At 45.4% G+C, this 22,964-nt stretch carries 19 protein-coding genes; 14 read left to right on the forward strand and 5 right to left on the reverse strand.

The features are described 5' to 3' along the window. The first annotated feature begins 10 nt into the window (after positions 1–10). Positions 11–490 carry a ribonuclease HI gene (gene rnhA, locus K1X61_03880; GenBank protein ID MBX7107770.1) on the forward strand — a complete coding sequence of 160 codons (480 nt, stop codon included), beginning with the start codon at positions 11–13 and terminating at the stop codon, positions 488–490. 236 nt (positions 491–726) lie between these two features. Here rnhA and fbp read toward each other — a convergent pair whose 3' ends face one another. Then, on the reverse strand, positions 727–1,773 hold the full coding sequence (fbp, locus tag K1X61_03885) for a class 1 fructose-bisphosphatase (protein ID MBX7107771.1): 1,047 nt from the start codon (positions 1,771–1,773) through the stop codon (positions 727–729). Between the two features lie 386 nt (positions 1,774–2,159). Between fbp and K1X61_03890 the strand changes: the two genes are divergently transcribed. The 6 genes from K1X61_03890 to K1X61_03915 all read left to right on the forward strand — a co-directional run bounded on the left by K1X61_03890 (position 2,160) and on the right by K1X61_03915 (position 7,350). Further along, positions 2,160–3,752, forward strand: a complete 1,593-nt coding sequence (locus tag K1X61_03890) for a T9SS type A sorting domain-containing protein (protein MBX7107772.1) — start codon at positions 2,160–2,162, stop codon at positions 3,750–3,752. Positions 3,753–4,035: 283 nt separating this feature from the next. After that, positions 4,036–4,464 (forward strand): SRPBCC domain-containing protein, encoded by a 429-nt coding sequence (locus K1X61_03895; protein MBX7107773.1) that lies wholly within the window; start codon positions 4,036–4,038, stop codon positions 4,462–4,464. Further along, positions 4,445–4,771 carry a metalloregulator ArsR/SmtB family transcription factor gene (locus tag K1X61_03900; GenBank protein MBX7107774.1) on the forward strand — a complete coding sequence of 109 codons (327 nt, stop codon included), beginning with the start codon at positions 4,445–4,447 and terminating at the stop codon, positions 4,769–4,771. Before K1X61_03895 ends, K1X61_03900 begins: the two co-directional genes overlap by 20 nt. 1 nt (position 4,772) lies before the next feature. Further along, positions 4,773–5,216, forward strand: coding sequence for an SRPBCC domain-containing protein (locus K1X61_03905; protein ID MBX7107775.1), 444 nt, complete (start codon positions 4,773–4,775; stop codon positions 5,214–5,216). Positions 5,217–5,422: 206 nt separating this feature from the next. Next, a complete protein-coding gene (locus K1X61_03910) occupies positions 5,423–5,893 on the forward strand; it encodes a GNAT family N-acetyltransferase (protein MBX7107776.1) in 471 nt (156 codons plus the stop codon). A gap of 179 nt (positions 5,894–6,072) precedes the next feature. Next, on the forward strand, positions 6,073–7,350 hold the full coding sequence (locus K1X61_03915) for an aspartate kinase (GenBank protein MBX7107777.1): 1,278 nt from the start codon (positions 6,073–6,075) through the stop codon (positions 7,348–7,350). Between the two features lie 63 nt (positions 7,351–7,413). Here K1X61_03915 and K1X61_03920 read toward each other — a convergent pair whose 3' ends face one another. After that, a complete protein-coding gene (locus K1X61_03920) occupies positions 7,414–7,908 on the reverse strand; it encodes a hypothetical protein (GenBank protein ID MBX7107778.1) in 495 nt (164 codons plus the stop codon). 341 nt (positions 7,909–8,249) lie between these two features. Between K1X61_03920 and K1X61_03925 the strand changes: the two genes are divergently transcribed. From K1X61_03925 to K1X61_03955, 7 genes are all read left to right on the forward strand, one after another. Further along, positions 8,250–10,394: a TonB-dependent receptor gene (locus K1X61_03925; protein MBX7107779.1), complete on the forward strand. Its 2,145-nt coding sequence runs from the start codon at positions 8,250–8,252 to the stop codon at positions 10,392–10,394. An 81-nt stretch (positions 10,395–10,475) separates the two neighbouring features. After that, positions 10,476–11,117: a hypothetical protein gene (locus K1X61_03930; GenBank protein ID MBX7107780.1), complete on the forward strand. Its 642-nt coding sequence runs from the start codon at positions 10,476–10,478 to the stop codon at positions 11,115–11,117. A 54-nt stretch (positions 11,118–11,171) separates the two neighbouring features. Continuing rightward, a complete protein-coding gene (locus K1X61_03935) occupies positions 11,172–11,786 on the forward strand; it encodes a hypothetical protein (protein MBX7107781.1) in 615 nt (204 codons plus the stop codon). Between the two features lie 48 nt (positions 11,787–11,834). Further along, complete coding sequence (locus K1X61_03940; GenBank protein ID MBX7107782.1) at positions 11,835–12,125, forward strand: transcriptional regulator; 291 nt, start codon at positions 11,835–11,837, stop codon at positions 12,123–12,125. A 206-nt stretch (positions 12,126–12,331) separates the two neighbouring features. Continuing rightward, on the forward strand, positions 12,332–14,527 hold the full coding sequence (locus tag K1X61_03945; protein ID MBX7107783.1) for a sulfatase-like hydrolase/transferase: 2,196 nt from the start codon (positions 12,332–12,334) through the stop codon (positions 14,525–14,527). A 67-nt stretch (positions 14,528–14,594) separates the two neighbouring features. Further along, positions 14,595–16,775, forward strand: coding sequence for a sulfatase-like hydrolase/transferase (locus K1X61_03950; GenBank protein MBX7107784.1), 2,181 nt, complete (start codon positions 14,595–14,597; stop codon positions 16,773–16,775). Between the two features lie 262 nt (positions 16,776–17,037). Beyond that, the gene (locus K1X61_03955; GenBank protein MBX7107785.1) at positions 17,038–18,234 is read left to right on the forward strand and encodes a DEAD/DEAH box helicase; all 1,197 of its coding nucleotides are present in this window, start codon (positions 17,038–17,040) and stop codon (positions 18,232–18,234) included. A gap of 213 nt (positions 18,235–18,447) precedes the next feature. On the opposite strand, the gene K1X61_03960 is transcribed toward K1X61_03955, so the two are convergent. From K1X61_03960 to K1X61_03970, 3 genes are all read right to left on the reverse strand, one after another. After that, positions 18,448–19,050 carry a hypothetical protein gene (locus K1X61_03960; GenBank protein MBX7107786.1) on the reverse strand — a complete coding sequence of 201 codons (603 nt, stop codon included), beginning with the start codon at positions 19,048–19,050 and terminating at the stop codon, positions 18,448–18,450. Between the two features lie 231 nt (positions 19,051–19,281). After that, positions 19,282–21,138 carry a T9SS type A sorting domain-containing protein gene (locus tag K1X61_03965; protein ID MBX7107787.1) on the reverse strand — a complete coding sequence of 619 codons (1,857 nt, stop codon included), beginning with the start codon at positions 21,136–21,138 and terminating at the stop codon, positions 19,282–19,284. 96 nt (positions 21,139–21,234) lie between these two features. Next, positions 21,235–22,830, reverse strand: coding sequence for an FAD-binding protein (locus K1X61_03970; protein MBX7107788.1), 1,596 nt, complete (start codon positions 22,828–22,830; stop codon positions 21,235–21,237). Positions 22,831–22,964: the final 134 nt, after the last annotated feature.

The raw sequence follows: 22,964 nt of genomic DNA on the forward strand, positions 1-22,964 counted from the left end.
CGTGATTAGCATGCAAAAATCAAAAAGCCAACCTGACAACATCAAGCTGTTTACCGATGGGGCCTGCAGCGGCAATCCCGGGCCGGGCGGATACGGATACATCCTGAAGTGGGGCAAGCATGAGAAGGAATTTTCGGAAGGCTTTGCCAGAACAACCAACAACCGGATGGAACTGATGGCTGTCATAAAAGGACTCGAAGCATTAAAATTTGACGGCATGTACGTCACTGTAGTCAGCGATTCAAAATATGTGGTGGATGCGGTTAAGCAAGGCTGGTTGTTTAACTGGGAGAAAAAAGGTTGGAAGAAAGTGAAGAATACTGATCTCTGGAAGAAATTTTTGCCGCTCTATCATAAACATAAAGTCAGTTTTCACTGGATAAAAGGACATGCCGGTCACTTTGAAAATGAGCGCTGCGATGAACTGGCAGTACAGGCCTCACAGCAACCACTTCTGCAGGATGATGTGGGATATACAGCTGCTGAATGAAGAATTCCTGGTTGCAGCACTTCAAGCGTGATCACGATTCATGGCCTTATTACAGGTTTGCCGCTCACCGCTATTGATAATGAAGCATAAAAAAGTCTTAACTACAGCGCAATTGGCAAATGTTGAATATACACTTGTAACCTTGGCGGTCTGCAAAGCATCAGGATTTGCTTGGCTGACTGAAATAATTATGTCATCAGCCCCGGCAATGGAAGCATCATAAAAAGAAGATGATTTTAAGCGCTTACCGCTGAAGTTGCGGCCTGTGCTACCCTCGAAGAACGCATGTAATCATCCAGCTTATCCACCATTTCCTTCGATCCCATAAAAACAGGAGACCTTTCATGTAATTCTACGGGTTGAATGTCGAGTATGCGCCGTTGCCCGTCTGTTGCCTTTCCGCCTGCCTGTTCAACGATGAAAGCCATCGGAAAACATTCATACAGTAAACGAAGCTTGCCTTTAGACGAAGTACGGGTTGCCGGGTACATGAAGATACCTCCATACATCAGGTTGCGGTGAATATCACCCACAAGCGATCCGATATATCGCAATGAATAAGGGCGATTTGTTGCTTTATCTTCCGACTGGCAATAAGTAATATATTCCTTCACAGGCATCTCAAACTTTAAAAAGTTACCCTGGTTGACGGAATAAATTTTTCCTGAATCAGGCGTTTTGATATCCGGGTGAGAAAGGCAAAATTCACCAATAGACGGATCAAGTGTAAATCCGTTAACACCGTTTCCTGTTGTATAAACCATCATTGTGGATGAACCATAAATGATATATCCTGCAGCCACCTGCCTTGAACCCTTCTGCATGAAATCTTCCATATTACACGGCCCGAAAAATGACTGCCTGCGGTAAATACTGAAGATCGTGCCAATGGCAACATTCACATCAATATTGCTGGAACCGTCGAGCGGATCGAGCGTTACCACGTATTTGGCATTGCGTGAATCTTCCGTTACAATAGGTATAAAATCATCGTTTTCTTCCGAGGCCATGCCACAACATTCACCGCTGACGCGAAGGGCTGAAATGAATTGCTCATTGGCAAACATATCAAGTTTCTTCACTTCATCACCGGTGGTATTGTTAATGCCGGTGGTGCCGAGAATATCCACTAATCCGGCTTTATTCACTTCGCGGTTAACAATCTTGGCGGCGAAAGCAATATCGCGCAACAACCCGCTCAACTCACCGGTCGCGAATGGAAAATCTTTTTCATTCTGAAATATGAATTCATCGAGGGTAATTACTTTGCGCAGACTATTCATAGAGATGAAGGCTTGGTGAAAAACAAATGCGAAATCCAGTTCCGGAGTTCGCATCGTGCATTGCAAATATAAAATAACTTCTTTTCAAACATAATTTCACGCAAACTTATTTACCTGTTTCCCATCGCATGTTACTGCATTGCCATACGGTAAAATTTTCATCAGTAATTCATTTTGTATCTTGAGGCGGTGTTATCAGCAGCTAACTCAAAACAGGCAATCAATGCAGTCATGCTGAATTTATTTCAGCATCTGTCAATGAATTAAGAGATCCTGATCCCTATCAGTCGGGACTGGATGACTCCCTATATTTTGAGATAGCTGCTATACCAGATGCCTCTCTTGGTTTCACTGCAATTAATCTTTATTCAACAAATCTTAGCCACATGAAAAAATCATTACCCGTTTTGCTCATTTCTGTCATTAACATCTTTTGCCATAAACCTGTGCAGGCACAGGTCCCCGGCACACCGGATTCATCTTTCGCCGTAAACGGCATTCAATTGCTTCAACCTTCATCAGGTTTCGACAACGCGTATTCCATCGCAATGCTCGATGACGGTAAGATGCTCATTGGCGGGGCTTCGGAGGTTTCCGGTCCCGGTAACTGGGATGTGGTTGTGTATCGCCTTAACCCGGATGGCAGCATTGATGAAACCTTTGGCAACAATGGCTTTGCCTACAACGACTACCAGAACTACAGCCAGTATGTGCGCAGCATGAAAAGATTATCCAATGGCAAACTTCTTTTTGTCGGCGGTGCTGAAGTCAATTTCCAGGTGGATGTATTTGCAACACAACTGAACGAGGATGGAACACCGGACACCGATTTCGGTGACAATGGCACAGTGCTCATTCCTATCGGAACAGGTGAAGACATTTGCATGGCAGCCGTTGAACAGGCTGATGGCAAAATAGTCATCGTTGGAAATTATGGAGTAGCCAGTACCACTTTTACTAATCCGGTTGCAATCCGGCTAAATACCGATGGAAGTCTGGACGATGACTATGGCACCAATGGGATTGCCTTAATTGATGCGGGATATAATTATGAATCAGCGGAAGATGTAATCCTGATGGATGATGGCGGCATCATGGCAACCGGTTATGCCGGCAACAGCCATTATGATATTCTCAGCTTCAGGCTCGATGGATCAGGGCAACTCAATCCCAATTATGGAATCAACGGTATCGCTGTTTATAATCTGAATAATGGTGATGATATGGCGTATGCTATTACAAAGAGTCCGGTGGATGGAAAAATCCTGATCGGTGGAAAGGTCGGGAGCGGAAGCACAAAAACAGATTTCCTGGTAATGGCTGTTAATGAATATGGCTTAATTGATTCCTCATTTGGCACAAACGGCAAAACATCACAAAACATCAAAGTGAATGATGCCGGCCTCGACCTTGCGGTGCAGAGTAATGGCAGAATCATCCTGGGTGGCACGGCAGGCGCCGGTTTCGCCACCAACGACTTTGCCATTTGCAGGTTTAACCAGGATGGCAGCATTGATTCTACGTTTGGAACCAATGGTTCAACACTTTCAGAAATCTCTTCCTTCTTTTCAGACATCGAAGATGTCGCCTTGCAACCGGATGGCAAGATCGTAGCGTGCGGTATAGCTGCCAGTGCCAATAATGATATGGGAATAGTGCGCTATAAAGGCGACGACGTAGCCACAGGTGCTGCTGCCCTGAACACGCAGAGCAGTGCTATACAATGTGATTTATATCCAAATCCTTCCAATGGATCTTTTAACCTTTCGCTGTACGATGCATCCGGATATTCGGGCAGTATGCAGGTTCAGTTATTAAAATTGACCGGCCAGTTGGTATTTGAAAAAAGCATTGATATGAATTCGGGAGTTGCATATACGACGCTCGATATAACAAAAATGACAGGTACCAATACTTATATCCTGAAAGTTACCGCAGGCAACTGTCAGTTCAACAGGTCAGTTGTTATTCAGCATTAGCGCCTGAACCATTTCACTCAGGTGACTGCAAAAGAAGTATCGCCTGTATAATGGTCTTGCTGAACCGACTTCAGTAAAATAAAATATCCCTTGATAAGATTATTCAGTGGATAGGGCTTCTGTATTTTATCGATTCTTCCCGATCAAATATTTTAGCAAGCAGATCAATGAGCAATACTTTGCGCAAGCGGTTAGCAATTATTGTAGATGAAATAAATTTTCAAATTAATTTGCGTAACTCAAAGGTTACGCATATTTTTGCGTAACTTAAATGTTACTCAATATGCAAAGAGAAATCAGACACACATTTTACTTTGCCCGGAGTCCTGAGGAAGTTTGGGACTATTTAACAAAGCCTGCATTGATGGAACAATGGCTTATGCCCAGTGATTTCAAGCCTATACCGGGGCATCACTTTCGGTTTACAAATCCGAACAACACATTTGTCGTATGCGAAGTGCTGGAGGTAAAACCATTCACCTTTTTAAGTTATGTTTGGAAAAATGACTGGGAAGTTACTAAAACACCATATACTTCACAGGTAAGCTGGACGCTAAATCCGGTTGAAGATGGTACCGAATTACTGCTGGTACACAGCGGATTTGAGTTGCTGAAGAACCTTACAGCCCATAACAGTGGCTGGATTTTCCTTTGCAATAAATTATCAGACCTGTTAAAAGAGGCTAAGAAGCATGAAAACACAAACCCATGATGCCTTCCAGGTAATTGCCGACCCCAGTCGCAGGCAAATGCTGATGATGCTTTCAAAAGACAGCATGACCATAAATTCCATTGCCGAAAATTTTGACATGAGCCGGCCTGCTGTTTCAAAGCATGTAAAAATTCTTTACAATGCCGGATTCATTTCTATTACGGGTATTGGCAGGGAGCGGCATTGCATCCTGAAGCAGGACGGATTTAACGAGTTGCAGGATTTCATCAACTATTTCGATAAGTTCTGGACAAACAAACTCAATAAATTACAAGCACTGCTCAATAACAAGTCAAAACAATATTGAAATGAACAACAATGATTTCACATCAACATTCACCGTAGACCAATCGACGGTAGTAGTGTTTAATGCCATTAATAATGTAAACAATTGGTGGCAGGGGAAAATCACCGGAGACAGTCACCAAATCAATGATGAGTTTGTTTACAACATGATGGACTTCCATATTTCAAAACAAAGAGTAGTGGAACTGATTCCATTCAAAAAAGTTGTTTGGTTAATTACTGAAAGCAATCTGACATCGTTCACAAACCACTCGGAATGGACAGGAACGAAAGTAATCTTTGAAATTTCTGCGGATAAAAACAAGACCCAATTGCTCTTTACCCATCAGGGTTTAGTGCCAAAATTTGAATGCTACGGAGATTGCTCCGGAGCATGGAGTGAACTGATTCAAAAAAGCTTATTTAGCTTGATAACTACAGGTAAGGGTGTAAATGTTTTTAATTAGAAGCTATATCAAAACAGGCAATCAATGTGGTCATACCGGATTTATTCCGGCATCTGTCAATGCATGGTAGAGATCCTGATCCCGATTGATCGTGACAGAATGAGTCCAAGTATTTTGAGACAGTTGCCAACAACAATGTCCGGACTATATACTCTTCATCTTATCCGGACTCCCTAACTTTACGATCACCGAAAAATTTCTAAACAATGGATATACAGATCCGCAATGCTAAGGCCGGCGATGTTCCGGCAATGCTGTCTTTGATCAGGGAGCTGGCGGAATATGAAAAGGCGCCGCAGGAAGTGACCAACACTGCTGAAAGCATGTTGCAGGATGGATTCGGAGAAGCGCCATCCTATTTTGCACAGGTAGCGGAAGTGAATGGAGCAATCGTTGGTGTAGCATTGTACTACCCTGCTTATTCAACATGGAAAGGAAAGTACATTTACCTTGATGACATCATTGTAACGCAACATTTTCGCGGACAGGGAATCGGCAAAAAGCTGTTTGATGCTGTCGGCACTTTTGCAAAGGCAACCGGTGCTAACCTGCTTCGCTGGCATGTGCTCGATTGGAATGAGCCCGCCATCAATTTCTACCGTAAGTATAATGCCCATCTCGATCCTGAATGGATAACCTGTAAACTTACAAAACAAGACATCGGGAAATTATTTTAGTTCTTTATGTTTGAATCATGAAAAAGAAACAAGCCCTGAGGTTGGTTTGCAAAGTTCAGCGCAGGCACAAACGGTTTACAACAGCTTGTGTTGATACAGGAAAATTCCCGGGGCTTGCGATGATGCTCAATACTTGTTACCGTTTCCTGCATATTTCATTTTATCATTAACAGATCAACGTGAAGGTTTTTAAGTTTGGAGGCGCTTCCATTAAAGATGCTACATCGATAAAACGGGTGGCTGATATTCTTGAACAATATCAGGGACAGTCCATCCTGATTGTTGTTTCCGCTCTGGGGAAAACCACCAATGCGCTGGAAGCTGTTACACGTGCCTATTTTGATAAAACAGGCAATGCGCACGACCTTTTCGAAACACTGAAGGCGCTACATTTTGATATCCTTTCCGGGCTGTTTCATGATAGCAATCATCCTGTGTATGATGAACTGAACAACACCTTCGTGGAGATTGAATGGATACTGGAAGACCCCCCCATTGAAAACTACGACTACCTCTACGACCAGATTGTTTCCATTGGTGAAATGGCGGCCACTAAAATCGTTTGTGCCTATCTTCTATCCAGGAAGATTCCGGCGCAATGGCTGGATGTGCGCGATTGCATCAGGACAGACAATACCTACCGGGAAGGCAAAGTGGACTGGGACCTGACAGAAAAAAATATCGTACAGAAAATACCTCCGCTCAAGCGCAAGCAGTTTGTGATCACGCAAGGATTTCTTGGCGGCACTTCGGAAAATTACACCACTACGTTAGGACGAGAAGGTTCCGACTATACAGCCGCCATTTTTGCTTATGCGCTCAATGCGGAAGAAGTTACTATCTGGAAAGATGTGCCCGGCGTCCTGAATGCCGATCCGAGGTATTTTCCCGATGCAAAGTTGATTCCCATGCTCTCCTATCATGAAGCAATTGAGATGACGTACTACGGCGCATCCGTCATTCATCCCAAGACCATCAAGCCCTTGCAAAACAAAAAGATTCCGCTGCAGGTACGTTCTTTCCTGCAACCGGAGAAAAATGGAACGGTGATTAAAGAATTGTCGGCGATTGATCTGCAGTCCATGGAAGCGGATTCACCTGTCATTGTGCTCAAGACCAATCAGATACTGCTATCGATGTCTGCCAGAGATTTCTCTTTTATTGCAGAAGATAACCTCAGCTACATTTTTGCGATTCTTTCCGCACATCGCATCAAGATTAATCTTATGCAAAATGCGGCGATCAGCTTTTCAATTTGTGCCGATAATACCGGGCAAATACCTGCTGTTATCAACCAACTCAGCAACAGCTTCAACGTGCGGAGCAATGAAGGATTGTCGTTGCTTACCATCCGGCACTACACCGATGCCGTGATTGATAAATATGCCGGCCACAAAACGGTGCTGCTCGAACAAAAGAGCAGGCATACTTTACAACTGGTTATCAAAGAGACATAACACTGGCAAGATAATGTGCAAATAGGTGGGTGGCCGCTTAATGCTGCCGATATATACGGTACTTCAGTATTCCGGCCGGTCCAGAATAATTTTCCCGATAATAGCATCGCGCAGATTAACTTTATGAGTATAGGATTCTGTTACGGCTTTGTTGTAGTCATAACCGATTTTTGAAAACTTCTCCTCACTCATTGGCGCCCAGGTGCCTTCCGGTGCAACCTCTTCCTGCGTCATATCAAAATTGAGGAACGGCGATGGTTCCTTTTTCTCCTTTTTGACAGCAACAACAGGAGAAGCCTTCTGCGGAGACGGTGCGATAACTTTTCGCTCTGTGGTTTTGTCACGCTGTGCATATGGCTTATTCTTCATTTCCACCTCCCTGAAAATATCGCGCATTCTTTCCTCGACTGTCGGCGGCAATACTTCCCGTACCTTCCTGCCCGGCTGCTCACCTGATTTTTTCTGGGCGTCTTCCTGCGCCTGTTTCCTGCTGCGCGCCTGTTGTGCCTGCCAGATGAAATAAGCGATCACCACAACGATGTAAATAAGATTTCCCATTTATAAAGATTGAATGACCCAAAGTTAATCTTTCAGTGGTAATTTATTTGCTGCCGCTTGTCTTCTGCGGTTCAGTCACATGCAGTAGAAGGAATCCGTGCGCATCAGCTGCCCGCATTCAGGTATGACTGATCTGCTGAATCCATACGAGTCATGTAGAAATGCTTTGATGGTGATGTTGAGTTTATGACAGACTGAAGATCTCCTCCCCCGTGTAAAAGGATGTTTACATGAAATGCCCGTCCATACCCGGCAAGATTGTTATACGCAAAAAATAATTTGCATTAATTTGGTTTACATTATAAACTACTTTATGTTTGCAGCAGTATTCATCAGGCCCCGTGAAATTTCTACTAATTCTTTTTTCAGCCATTTTACCGCTGCTGCATCCATTACAGCTAAACGGCCAGACATTATTGAACGGTAAGGTTACAGATGAGAAAGGTAACCCGGTTGTCGGCGCAAACATTTACATCAAGGATTCCTATGACGGAACTTCATCGGATGTAAATGGTGAATACCGGCTGCTTACGACAGAAACCGGTGATCACCTATTAGTGATCAGTTATATCGGTTACGAGACGTATGAAGGATCCATTCGCCTCGAAGGCGCTTCGCATACGATCAATATTGCCATGAAAGAAATCTATAATGAACTGAATTCAGTCACCATCACTGCCGGCGCATTTGAAGCCAGCGATGAACGCCGCATCACCATTCTTCGGCCGCTCGACATTGTAACAACAGCCGGTGCGGCAGGCGACATTTATGGTGCGCTGCAAACGCTGCCGGGAACACAACAGGTCGGAGATCAGACAGGTTTATTTGTAAGAGGAGGCGACGCTTCGGAAACAAAAACTTTTATTGATGGCATTGCTGTGGCAGATCCTTACTTTACCGGTGTACCTGACATACCGTCGCGCGGCCGATTTTCTCCATTTCTTTTCAAAGGAACATTCTTCAGCACCGGCGGCTATTCCGCCCTCTACGGAGATGCCATGTCATCGGCATTGATACTGGAAAGCCAGGACCTTCCTGCGCAATCCACTACCAGTATCGGTCTTATGTCGGTAGGTGGCAGTATAGGGCATAGCCATCGCTGGAGCAAATCATCATTGGGCGCCTATGTTTCTTATATCAATTTGCTGCCTTATATCAACCTGGTGAAACAACGTGTAGACTGGACAAAGGCACCGGAATCATTCAATGGTTCCATGATCTTCCACCGGCAGATCTCCAAAAACGGTTTGCTGAAAGCATTCTTCAGCTATTCGCCATCCACATCGGCCATCAACTATGCGGATGTTAACGATACGGCTTCTGTGATTTTATACAATGTGCATAACAGGAATCTTTTTTCCAATGCATCCTATAAGGATATCTTCGCAGGGAAGTGGACCCTGTTTGCCGCGATGGCTTACAGCAGCAACGATGATGATATTGTAATTAATTCAGCTGATTCAGTCTTCAGCAAACATTCGCTTATACAGGGCAGGATCACGGTTTCACGACCGGCCGGCAAACTTTCCGCCGTTAGGTTTGGCGGAGAATGGCAACATGCCGCATATACAGATCAATTCGCAAACGTTTTATATCAACACAATTATGGACAGCATGTGGATTATACCGCTTTGTATGCCGAAACAGACCTTTTCTTTTCACCAAAGGTAGTTGCGCGATTAGGTGGCCGCATGGAATATGCGACGCAGATCGGCAAAGCGAATTTTGCACCAAGAACCTCAATTGCCTATAAGACCGGACTATATAACCAGTTTAGTTTTGCCTTTGGACAATTCTATCAACAGCCCGGTCACTTCTTCACCTATGATAATGCTTCCGTAAACTATTCCAGGGCTGATCATTACCTGCTTAATTTTCAAAATATTACCGATAAACAAACTTTCCGGGTGGAAGCTTATTACAAAAAATACAGCAGGCTCATCACCACCATACCTGATACAGCGAGCAACGGCGCCGGCTACGCGCAAGGCATTGATGTGTTCTGGCGAGATAAGGAAACCATCAGGCATGCAGATTACTGGATCTCTTACTCCTTCCTGGACTCCAGGCGTCAATACATGGACTATCCAATTGAAACCACTCCCACCTTCGCGGCAAAACACACACTCAGCCTGGTTTACAAACAAACGATTCCGTCATTAAATGTCACGGTAGGTGCCACCTATGTTTTCGCTACGGGAAGGCCTTATGTTAATCCGAACAACAGCCCGGAAGATTTCCTGAGTGAGCGGACACCCAATTACAATAATCTTAGTTTGAATGCGAGCTGGCTGACCGCCATTTTCCAAAATTTCACCGTGATTGCTTTCTCAGTTAACAATGTGCTTGGCTTCGATAACATTTATGATTACCGGTATCCTGCAGATGGGTCGGCAGCCGGGCGGCTTGCGGTGAAATCTCCTGCTATCCGTTCGTTTTTCATAGGTGTCTTCATGAGTATTGGCGAAGATCGCGGAGACGAATAATAAAAACATCACCCGTTGTCAAGCATGACTAACAGCAACAAATCCATAATCAAATTCATAAACCAAAACCACAGCTAAAAAATGAAATCAACAATTCTACTGCTCTGCATGTTCATCAGCGTTGCAGCCAATTCGCAAGACAACAAAAAATACGCAGATGCCATGCATAGAAATCTGCAAATGCTGGACACCGCCATGACGGTAACCTCCTTTCAGCTATTGGCCAATTCCTTTGAACGTATTGGCAACGCAGAAAAAGACAAGTGGCTGCCTTTCTACTATGCATCTTATTGTTTTGCACGGGTCAGTTACCTCACGGATGACAAAAGCAAACTGGATGGCATGCTCGATAAAGCGCAACTTCTGATCGATAAAGCCGATACCCTGCAACCTTCCAGTTCGGAAGTCTATGCAGTAAAATCGATGATTGCTTCTGCCAGGATTATGGTGGATCCGGCAAGCCGTGGCATGCAGTTTGGTCCGCAGGCTGCCATGATGCTGGAAAAAGCCATACAACTTGATCCGGAGAACCCGCGCCCTTACCTGCTTAAAGGCACTGCTGCCTATTATACACCACCTGCTTATGGCGGCGGCAAAGAAAAAGCTGCTGCCCTGCTGGAGAAGTCAATCTCAAAATTCGAATCCTTCCGGCCTGCTGATGCCCTCAGCCCTGACTGGGGCGCGGCAAGGGCCCGGCAGATGCTGGAAATGTGTAAAGAGTAATCAGACATGACAGAAACCGAATTCATTCACCCATCAATAAAACAATATCAGAACATGGAAGCTGAAAAAAACCTGACCGAAAAAGAATCACTGGAACTGATCACAAGGATGATTAACACAGCGAAAACAACCATCAGCGATGACGGTATTCATTACATGATATGGGGTTGGGGCGTATTCATCGCTGCCATACTCCATTATGGTTTACTCAAAACAGGCTTTGAACAACCATGGATCTCATGGATGGTACTCATGCCTTTGTGCGGTGTGGCTGCATGGATAACAGGCCGGCGGCAAAGCCGTCAGGCGAAGGTTAAGACATTCGTGGAGGAATACCTCAGCTACCTGTGGATAGCGTTCGGTATATCCCTTTTCCTGATTATTAATTTTTCAAATCAGATTGGAATGGAGACTACGTATCCAATCATCATGGTGCTGTATGGAATCGGCACCTTTGTTTCCGGAGGGGCACTCCGGTTTATGCCGTTAAAGGCTGGCGGTATTGTGTGCTGGGTGCTTGCCTTCATTGCCTTCAGAACTGCCTTTGAATACCAGTTGCTGCTCATAGCCGCTGCTGTTTTGGCCGCGTACATCATTCCCGGTTATTTGTTGCGGAAGAAATATCATCATGAAAAGAAGCTTATGTCCTCCACTTCAATAAACAGTTAACATTTTTTTGCCCGGCAATCCATCAAGCAAGGATAACGATCCGCTATCATGAAATCTTTCCAGGAACTCGACCCATTACTGCATTCACAACTGCGGCTGGCAATTATGTCTCTCTTAATTTCGGTGCGCGAAGCTGAGTTCACTTACCTGAAAGAAAAAACTGGCGCTACAGCCGGCAACCTCAGTGTACAGCTGCAAAAGCTCAAGGATGCATCTTACATCACGATAGAGAAAAAATTTAAAGACAATTATCCCCAAACCTTGTGTACAATCACGAAGAAAGGCATCAATGCATTCGGGCAATATGTTGAAAGGTTACAAGGCTATATCGGAAAGTAAAGGCAAATAGCTTATACAGTGTGCTTTCCTTTTCGAAGCAGGTCTTTAAAAGTGTGCCGCCTGAAAAGGAAGCGGTTCAACAATATGTAATGAATATATATCATACAGCAGGATGGCATCGCCGGATCGACAAATGCCCCTTTGTTTATCCGCTGCGGCAACAATACATTTGATGATGGTTAGTATATTTGCCTCAAACAGCAACTATGCATTCTTACCGCTACTACCTTCTGCTTTTCATTTGCACCAGTTCAACCATTCGGCTTTCTGCGCAAAATTGCAACCTGATACCACCGGCTAATTTATCCGTAAGCGGACTTTCCTCCTGCCAGGCAACCTTACAATGGACTTCTGCCACCACCGTTCAGAAATATACCGTCTCCTACAGAATCTCCGGCTCAGGGCCCTGGTCACCCAATATTAATGTCGGTACTGCAACATCCTACCAGTTCACCGGATTATTACCGGATACAAAATACCAGTTTGCCGTGCGTTCAAAATGCAGCGACGGAACAAAAAGCAAGAAGATCAAGCTATCAACCACAACGCTCAAATGTACCTTGCCGGATGATGTCATAATTACACAGATTAATACCCACTCCGCTAAAATAACCGTGCTCGCTACCTGCGGCTATGATTCACTTTTCGTGAAATACCTTCCTATTGGCGGCACACCAAAAATTAAATCGTATGCCGTTGCACCATCATATGTTCTCGATGGCTTAAGTGCCGATTCAGTATACCTGATCCGCATATCTACCTGCCCGAAACCGATAACAAGCTGGACGCCCGCGGATACATTGTATTTACACGGACAACCGAACATCATCATGGTTTTGCTCGATGATGCCCGCTATGATTATTTCAGCTGTAATGGTGCTCCATCTTTTGTGCATACTCCCAATATCGACCGTATTGCCAATGAAGGTGTTAATTTTCAGCGCTCCTATGTGGTCACATCTTTATGCGCACCAAGTCGCGCCGCTATTGCCACCGGACTTTTCCCGTTAAAAAATGGTGTCACCACCAACAAGCAGGCGCTGAATCCTTCTTTTGAAACAGTGCCGGAAGTGCTGGGGCAAAATGGTTACTATACTGCCTTGATTGGCAAGAATCACCGTACCTTCTTACAGGGAGACGTTCCGGAATTCAACTACTACCTGGAGTCCATTGGCTTTGAGGAATCTGATGGTACGCAATACAATTACAATGGCGCCCTCAAATTTATTTATAAAGAAGCCGAGCTCACATTTACTGATTCAACACTTGCATTAATCAGCAGGATTGATGATCCGTTGTTTTTATGGCTGGCGTATCGCGTACCGCATATTCCAATAACGCCAATGGCTCAGTTTAACGGCCAGTATGACGGCTATCCTATCGCCTGGAAGCCTGATACGGCAAAGTATACCGTTAACTTTCCATCCTATCTGTATGGCGGCATCGATGCGGATTATGGTGTATTGCACGGTTATACACTCGATACAACCTACCGCAATGCTTTGGAAGATGTTGCCGGCATTGACAGCCTGGTCGGTGAAATCTTTAAGGCATTGGAAAACACCGGCAAGCTCGAAAATACTTTACTCATCTTCTTATCGGATAACGGATACATGATGGGCAGCCACTGGCTGGAAGGTAAAACGCATGCTTACGAACCTTCTATGCGCATTCCGCTTTTTATACGCTATCCGGATTGGTTCGCCCCAAACAGTCACATTAAAAATCAGTTTGCGCTGAATATGGATCTGGCCGCCACCATGTATGACGCTGCCGGTGTTGAATTTAGCGGCCCTATGGACGGCAGGTCGCTGCGGGAACTTTATGATGGTACCTTTAGCAGGCAATCTTATTACTACCTGATGCAACATGACGATCAGGCCGGCGCGCCCATTAAAAGATGTATCCGCGATCAGCATTATAAATACATCCATTATACCTGCAATTCAGACACAGTGGAAGAGTTTTTCGACATGGTAAATGATTCTCTGGAGATCACCAATCAAATCAATAACAGCGCCTACCAGACACTCATAGAGGAATACAGGGAGAAATATGATTCCATCCGGCTTGCCTGGCAAGACACAGAGGAAGGTACCATCAAAGACTGTTACATTCAAAATCCTTATGTGCTGAAACAGATGTATGATGAAGCGGAAGAAACTCCACTTAGCCCGGTTGTATATCCGGCCCTGACCAGCGGACCTGCCGAAATTTTTATTCCATGGACAGATGCCGATCTAATCGTTTTCAATGAACAGGGTGCTTTGATCCGCAACTGGAAAATCACTAACACTTATTCGAAAGCCAATCTGGAAAACCTGGAGGATGGATTATACCTGCTTCAATTTACGCATGGTGCATCAGTGGTAACCCGTAAGGTGGTGATCACGCATCAGTAATGATGATACACATTATTGATCCACTGCGCTGCCGGCTGCTTTCATACATTTTCAGACATCGTCCATAATGAACTACGGGAAAAAATACCTCCTGAGCATTTGCCTGTGCTTTAGCAGTATTCATCTTTCTGCGCAGCATTGCGACTTACTGCCACCCACCAATCTCACCACAGACAGCATATCATCCTGCAGCGCGATTTTGAGCTGGTCACCCGGAACTACGGTATTGAAGTATCTCGTTTCATACCGTAAGAAAGGTACCGGGCAGTGGTCGGCTAATGTGAATGTGGGCACCGCACTATCCTGCCAGTTAACCGGATTGCAAGCGAATACCAAGTACGACTTCTCTGTCGTATCGAAATGCAATGACGGCACAAAAAGCAAAAAAGTGAAGATCACTGCAACAACGCCTGCCTGTACTTTGCCAGCCAATGTCAGTGTCACCGCCATCAGCAATACATCTGCTTCAATAACCGCAAACAGCAGCTGTTCATTTGATTCGCTTACTGTAGAATATCAGCCGGTCGGCGGAATATGGAAAACCCGAACTTATCCTGCTGCCGTATCTTATGTGCTCGATGGCCTGGAGGCAGGTGCTGTTTACCTGGTACGCATGTCAACCTGCGTCAAACCAATCACCGAATGGACTGCCGTGGATACGCTTTACCTGCAGCATAAGCCCAACATCATCCTGATACTGCTGGATGATGCACGATTTGATTACTTCAGCTGCAATGGTGCACCTGCTTTTATTCATACGCCAAATATTGACCGGATAGCAAATGAAGGAGTTAATTTCCAGCGGGCTTATGTGGTCAGCTCGTTGTGTTCGCCCAGCCGTGCTACCATTGCAACTGGATTGTTTACCTTGAAGACCGGCGTAACCGATAACCTCAAACCGCTGAATCCCAACTTTCAAACCATACCGAAAGTACTGGGAGCTAACGGATATTATACTGCACTCGTAGGCAAAAATGAAGGCACCTTCCTGCTGGGCGATGTGCCGGAATTCCAATACTACCTTGAATCAGGATTCAATGATAATGACGGAAAGCATTACAATTTCAATGGAAATAAGATTGTCATCAACAAAGCAGATGTACTTACGTATAGTGACAGTGCCATTGCACTGATCAAGCGGGTGAATCAGCCGCTCTTGCTCTGGCTGGCCTATCGTGTACCTCATATTCCTGTCAATCCTCTGCCTGCATTTAAAGGAGACTATGACGGCTTCCCCATACCATGGAATCCGGATACATCGAAATACACCAACAATTATCCCTCCTTTCTCTACATCGGGAAAACTTTACATGGCTATTCGCTCGATAGTACTTACCGTTCAACGATGGAAGATATTGCTGGTGTTGACAGTTGCATCGGCGAGATCATCAAAGCGCTTGAAAATACGGCTAAGCTTGACAACACGTTGCTCCTCTTTATGTCGGACAACGGATACCTGATGGGCAGCCACTGGCTGAACGGAAAAGTTAAAGCCTATGAGCCGTCTATGCGCATTCCGCTTTTCATCCGCTACCCGTCCTGGTTTGCGCCGCAAAGCAAAATCAAAAACCAGTTTGCATTGAATATGGATATTGCTTCAACCGTGTATGATGCCGCCGGAGTCACCTTTACAGGACCTATGGATGGACGTTCATTACGGGATTTATACAGTGGCGCATTCAACCGGCAGGAATTTTACTACCTCATGCCACACAATACCAAAGACAACAATACACCTGCCATCAGGTGCATTCGTGACCAGCATTATAAATACATTCATTATACCTGTAACACCGATACGGTTGAAGAATTTTTCGACCTGGAGAATGATTCACTTGAACTGACCAACCAGGTTAATAACAGCGCTTACCAGTCATTGCTTGCTGTCTACAGAATCAAGTACGATTCCATACGGCTTGCCTGGAATGACATAGCGCCTGGTCCGGCAAAGGATTGTTACATCGCACAACCTATGGTGCTGAAAGAACAGTTGGAAGAGAGTGAAATAATTCCACGCACACCGTTGATTTACCCGACTGTGACCGATGGTCAGCTGGAAATTTTTATTCCGTGGGAAGAAGCTGATGTAAGCCTGTTTGATGTAATGGGCAAATTTTATGAAAGCTGGAAAACCACTGAAACATATTCGACGATTAATCTGCATAACCTTGCTGACGGATGCTACCTGTTGTGCTTTACCCATGGCGCAACAAAAATTGTTAAGCAGGTGATTATCCGGCGTCAATGATCATCAAGCCTGAGATGATCCGGTATGCCGTAATGCATTCATGAGACATCTTTTCCTGCTAAGTAATTAACGATGTTGCGCGCTGAATAAAAGTAAATGCAGAGAAATATGTGCAGGATGCCCTGGCATATCTGAAGGTATCGTTTATTCCGATACACTGCCGGCATTTAACTATTTTTGCGCCATTCACCATTTACATAAATATATTTTGACATTCTCTGATTTTAATCTCTGCGCACCATTGCTGGAAGGGCTGGATGCCATGGGTTTCCGCAAACCAACACCGATACAGGAAAAAGTTATTCCATTGATTTTAAGTGGTAAAGATGTGATTGCTACCGCACAGACCGGCACGGGAAAAACCGCGGCCTACCTGTTGCCGGCATTGCATAACATTTCACACAACAAAATCCCGCATACATCTGTCTTAATTGTGGCGCCCACCCGCGAACTGGCCTTGCAGATTGATCAGTCATTCCAGGGATTAGCCTATTTCACCCATGCAAGCTCCATAGCTGTGTATGGCGGAAGTGATGGTGATGTGTTTGAACGGGAGAAAAAGGCGATGAAGGGTGGTGCATCCGCCGTAATTGCTACGCCGGGGAGATTACTCAGTCACCTCAACATGGGCAATGCTAAGTTTGATCAGCTGGATTGCCTGATACTCGATGAAGCGGATAAGATGCTCGACATGGGTTTTTATGACGACATCATCCGGATCATCGGTTATGTTCCGGACAAGAGGCAAAACCTGTTATTCAGCGCAACAATGCCACCGCGCATGCGGGAACTGGCAAGGCGAATCATGAATAACCCCGTAGAGATTAACATTGCCATGAGTAAGCCCGCCGAAGGAATTTTGCAGGGAGCCTATCTCGTAAGGGACGATCAGAAAACACCGCTGCTGAAAAAACTACTCGACCCTGCTAAGAATACAACGGCCGGAAATAAACCCATCAGCACCCTGATTTTTTCATCTACCAAATCAGGCGTGAAAGCACTTGAAAAAGAACTCCGTCATCTGCATCTCCCGGCAAAAGCAATTCACAGTGATCTGACGCAGGAAGAAAGAGAGAACGTATTACTGAGTTTCAGAACAAAAGCAACGAGCATTTTAGTTGCCACCGATATATTGTCACGCGGTATTGATATTGACAGCATTGGGCTGGTCATCAACTACGATGTTCCCGGCGATGCGGAGGATTACGTGCACAGGGTTGGCCGCACTGCCCGTGCCGAAACAACCGGTGTCGCACTCACCTTCATCAATGAACGCGATCAGCGCAAGTTCGCAGAGATCGAAACACTCATTGAACGTACCATTCCAAAAATCGCACTTCCGCCTGAATTGGGAGAAAGTCCTGCATGGAATCCGACAAAGCACCATCCACGCACGTTCGGAAGCGGAGCTAAGCGAACAGGCAGATGGAAAGACGGCAAGAACAAGCAAAGAAGATGACCTGTCAACAGGTGAATCTTCAGGATATACAAATCAGTATCTGCCGCCTCTTGTGTTTTCATTTTCAATAATCTCTCTGTACATATTTCTATTCGCTGACGCATATAAAATAGGATGACGTCAAATCTCATTCATCCGGGAATCAAATCTGCAGGCCTGCCTGCTGTAAGCGCTACTGAATACTACTGCTGCAATCTACATTCAAAAATATAGTCAATGCTGCAGTGCGGTTTTTTTTCTGATCATCGTCAGATACACCATGGCTCCGTTGTAAAGAAAGAGGTAAACCGGAAACAATGCATACAGCCACTCATGGCCGAAACAAAGCAATAATGAAAATGACCAGGAAATAAATCCAAAATACCAAGCGCTCGTTTTTTGCATCTCCGGTTTTTTATAGGCGCTTAGTATGGTTGGAATGCCGGCAACAAAGTCGGCTAATATGGCAAATACGGTGGTGATTACCGGATCCTCAGACACAACATAAATACAAAGGCAAACCAGTCCAAGCAACAAAAAAACCCCGTCACCTTTACTGACCTGGTAATTATTGATTATGAAGGAAAGAAAAAAAATGGCGAAGCAACCTATGGTCGACAGCAGCAAGCCGGTAAGGCTCCATTGCCAGCCTATACCTGCAATTTGTGAAAGCAGGCTGGTTCCCATCAATAAAGCCCAGCCAAGCCACGACAGCAGGCTCGGACGCATTTTTCCCTGGTAGACATCTCTTAACAGGATGAGTTGCGCTGCAATAATCAATAAACCGGCTACGAAGCTGATGTATTGTTCTGTAACGGAAGAAAATAGCTGTGTCATGGGTAAAGTGCCCGGATGTAATAACAAGCAGCCATCTCAAAATTCCTGGAGCCATCATGTCCCGATTATTCAGGATCAGGATCTTTTCAATTCATAGACATGGCTAAATAAATCCGGCATGACCGCATTGATTGCCTGTTTTGAGACAGCTTCTGTTTCTCTTCAATTGACTTCTCCGGCTCGCAGATGATTTATGCCTGTATTCCTGGTAAAAGGGTGTTCAGTCATAACCTAATGTTCTATCATGACCTTTCTTGTCACGGATGCTGCTGCAGATTGCAGCTTGAGCAAGTAAAGGCCATTTTGCATCTGGCGCACATCAACATTTATTTTGTTTTCACCTTCGGCAAGCTGCAAATTTTTCGATAGTAAAATCCTTCCTGCAGCATCCATAAGCTGCAACAGCATTGTATTTTGTCCGCCTTGCAGTGTAACTGATAACTTATCTGATACCGGCACCGGAAAAATGGTAATGTTATTTATGGATGATTGTACTGTTTGAACGGGTGTGGCAAGGCAAGTGCTGATGGTGAAATGCGAGACATTGGTAGACCAGGATGTAGTTGGATTATAGGAAGCCGTAAACCAGAATGAACCATCTGCCGGATCTGTCACCATGCCGTTGTAATCACCATAACGGTTGGAGTTATTGTGATTGCTGCCTGCAGCGCCTGTTGTCTCAGCTGCCGTCATGAGATTGAGTTCATCGCATGCCGCACGGCCGGTTACCATGGCACCAGGATAAATTGTTTCGCTGGAGATATTATACCCTAAAGCAATCGCTCCATCATCATTGATGCTGATGCTGCTCATCCAGCGGTTCTCGGCATCGGGTGAATACGTTCCTTCCTGGTACACGTACCATACTCCACCATTCTCTTTGCGCAGTTCATACCAGCGCACGCCGGCTGTCTCATCACCATCTGCATTCACACCATGCGTGCAGACGATAGATTCATGCGTAAGAAAATTGCGGTATTGAACTTTGTCCATCACAATATTAGCCAGCGGATCCAGCTTGAGATTGGTGCCGGGCTGCGGGATACAGTTTAAAGAATTAAATCCGCACATCTCGCTGTTGTAATCCGAAGTAGCCAGGTTGAATGGCCCGCTGATCGTAGAGTTCGCAGGTGTCAGCCAGTCAATCTGCACTTCAAATATTTCCAGGTGATCGGAATCTATCGATCCTCCCCATGCATCATCCGCCACTCGTATCATGAGTGCCGGTGAACCTTCCGGTGGTAAATTAGTGCCGGTAAAATTTACCGGTGATGCCGACTCGAAGCCAATAGAAGGAAATCCGGTGAGGGTGAATTTCTGCACGGTTCCGATAGGAAGGCCATCCAATACTGCTGTTCGGTCAACGGCCCAGATAGTTGGGCTGTTTGAGTTCGTGGTGATGAAATAGGAATCTCCCCAAGCAGAGAGCTTCGGATAGTCAGGAAATCCTCCTGAAGTGGTAAAGGAATAAACGTACCATTCTCCTGTTGGATCATTTGTCTGAGATACACAGATCTCCAGTTTGCTGGAGGAACAGGAACCAAGCACAAGCAATACGAAGCGGTCGGCCTGTTCATCATATACCATATTCGGGTCGCCACAATCATTGATGCCGGAGAAATCTTTCACCTTCAGTTCATCTACCAGGATGTTGCCCGCTTTATCCCAAATACGTATGAAGGTGCTGATGTTATTATTGACCATTTGCATTACATGATTGGGGCCGGCCACAATACAGTTATCAGAAGGATCAATATTGGCCGACATGCCTTCCCAATTGGATAACATCGTAAGTTCCGTATCAGATGAATCACGTGTATCTCCCTTTAGCTGTCGTACCGGATCCGCGCCGGATGGTCTTGCATCCGGATTCGTGATCACCGGATGATTTTCAAGAGAAGGGTTGTCATGCAACGCCCGGGGCTCATCAAATGAAATAACTTGTTGAGACGAAGGAATGTCACGCAATGCCGGTGATAACCTGATGAGCTCTATCGGAACAATCTCAGCATTACCAAAGGTGTAAACCTGTGCATTGAGTTGAATGCAGCAAAGCAGGCTGCAAGCCAGCAGTAGATTTTTTTTCATGGGAGGAAATTCGGTGGCTCAAGTTAAGAAAGAAACTGCACCGGCACCGAACAAAAAAGTGCAGCATGCATACAGCTGTTTACCGGTTGCGCATAGCTATGATTTACCGGATCTGATGCAGATGCTGGCAGCGGCATTCTGTCCGTCAATGGCAGCGGATACAATTCCTCCTGCAAAACCTGCTCCTTCGCCGACAGGATACAAGCCTTTCACCTGCGGATGCTCCATCGTTTCCCTGTCTCTCGGAATTCTGACCGGCGATGATGTCCTCGACTCCACACCATGCACCACAGCTTCATTGGTGAAGTAGCCCTTCATCTTCTTTCCGAAAGCAATGAATCCTTCCTGCAAACGGGTGGCTATTGGTGGCGGTAATATCGTGTGCAATGGCGCTGACCGGATGCCCGGCTGATAAGATGAAAGGGGCAATGAAGCAGAAATCCTTCCATTCACGAAATCTGCCATACGTTGCGCCGGTGCTGTTTGCGTGCCGCCTCCGGCTTCACAAGCCATATGTTCCAGGCTTTGCTGATAGGCAAGGCCTGCAAGATTTCCATAGCCGGCATATGGCAACAGGTCTTCCGTTTCAATGCTTACCACTACGCCTGAATTCGCAAATACATTGTTACGCTTTGAGGGCGACCAGCCATTCAGTACTACTTCGCCCATGGCTGTGGCACAGGGTGCAATGATACCACCCGGGCACATGCAAAAAGAATACACACCACGGCCATTTGACTGATGAACAAAGCTGTAAGCTGCAGCGGGCAGCAACGATCTTTTTCGTTGCAACTCTTCCTCCGACTGACAATGATATTGCAGACTGTCAATTAAATGCTGCGGATGTTCTATCCTCACTCCCATGGCGAAAGGCTTCGCGGATATCATTATTTTCTTTCTCTCCAGCAGTTGAAAAATATCACGAGCCGAATGACCGGTCGCAAGGATCAGTTGCCTTGCAGGTAATTCGCTTTCGGCACCTGTCTCCACAGCTTCAGTCAGCACACCGGTTAACTGATTATCGCTGATGACTATATCCTTTAACCGCGTGTTAAAATGAACCTCACCGCCATGATCTAAAATAGTGTTCCTGATCTGTTCAATAATCTGTGGCAACTTGTTGGTACCAATATGCGGATGTGCATCTGCCAGGATATCTTCACTTGCACCATGCTGCACGAGCAAATGCAGTATCTTCTGCACGTCGCCCCGCTTGGTACTGCGTGTGTATAGTTTGCCGTCTGAATACGTTCCCGCACCGCCTTCACCAAAACAATAGTTTGAATCGGGATTTACAAGGTGTTGCCGGTTCAGGATGGCAAGATCCCTGCGGCGGGCGCGTACAGGTTTGCCACGTTCCAGGATGATGGGTTTAATACCGGATTCAAGCAACCGGAGTGCAGCAAACAATCCTGCAGGCCCTGCACCGGCAATGACCACGGCCGGTTTTTGATTTGCTTTTTGAAAACTGGCAACAGGTGCGGGATACGCCGGCACATCCTTCCCAAATGCTGCCTGTATATGAAGATTAATCTTCACCTGCCGGTGACGTGCATCAATGGAACGGCGAATAATGCGATAACGGATTAAAGCAGGTGTATCAGCATGCAGCTTTTCCGCAATAATTTTCTTCAGCAGGTTTTCATCCGCAGCTTCCTCCGGTAGCACGACAAGGTGCAAATCCTGATAGATCATGGAAAGTAGCTTTCTTTCAAAAGATCAGTGATGTGAATATATGGACAGGCAAATGAAAGGAAAATCAATCACCTCATTGTACTTCAAAACAACATTTGTTTAACATGTCAAATGACCGTATTGATTTATCA

Source organism: Chitinophagales bacterium, from assembly GCA_019694975.1.
GTDB lineage: Bacteria > Bacteroidota > Bacteroidia > Chitinophagales > UBA10324 > JACCZZ01.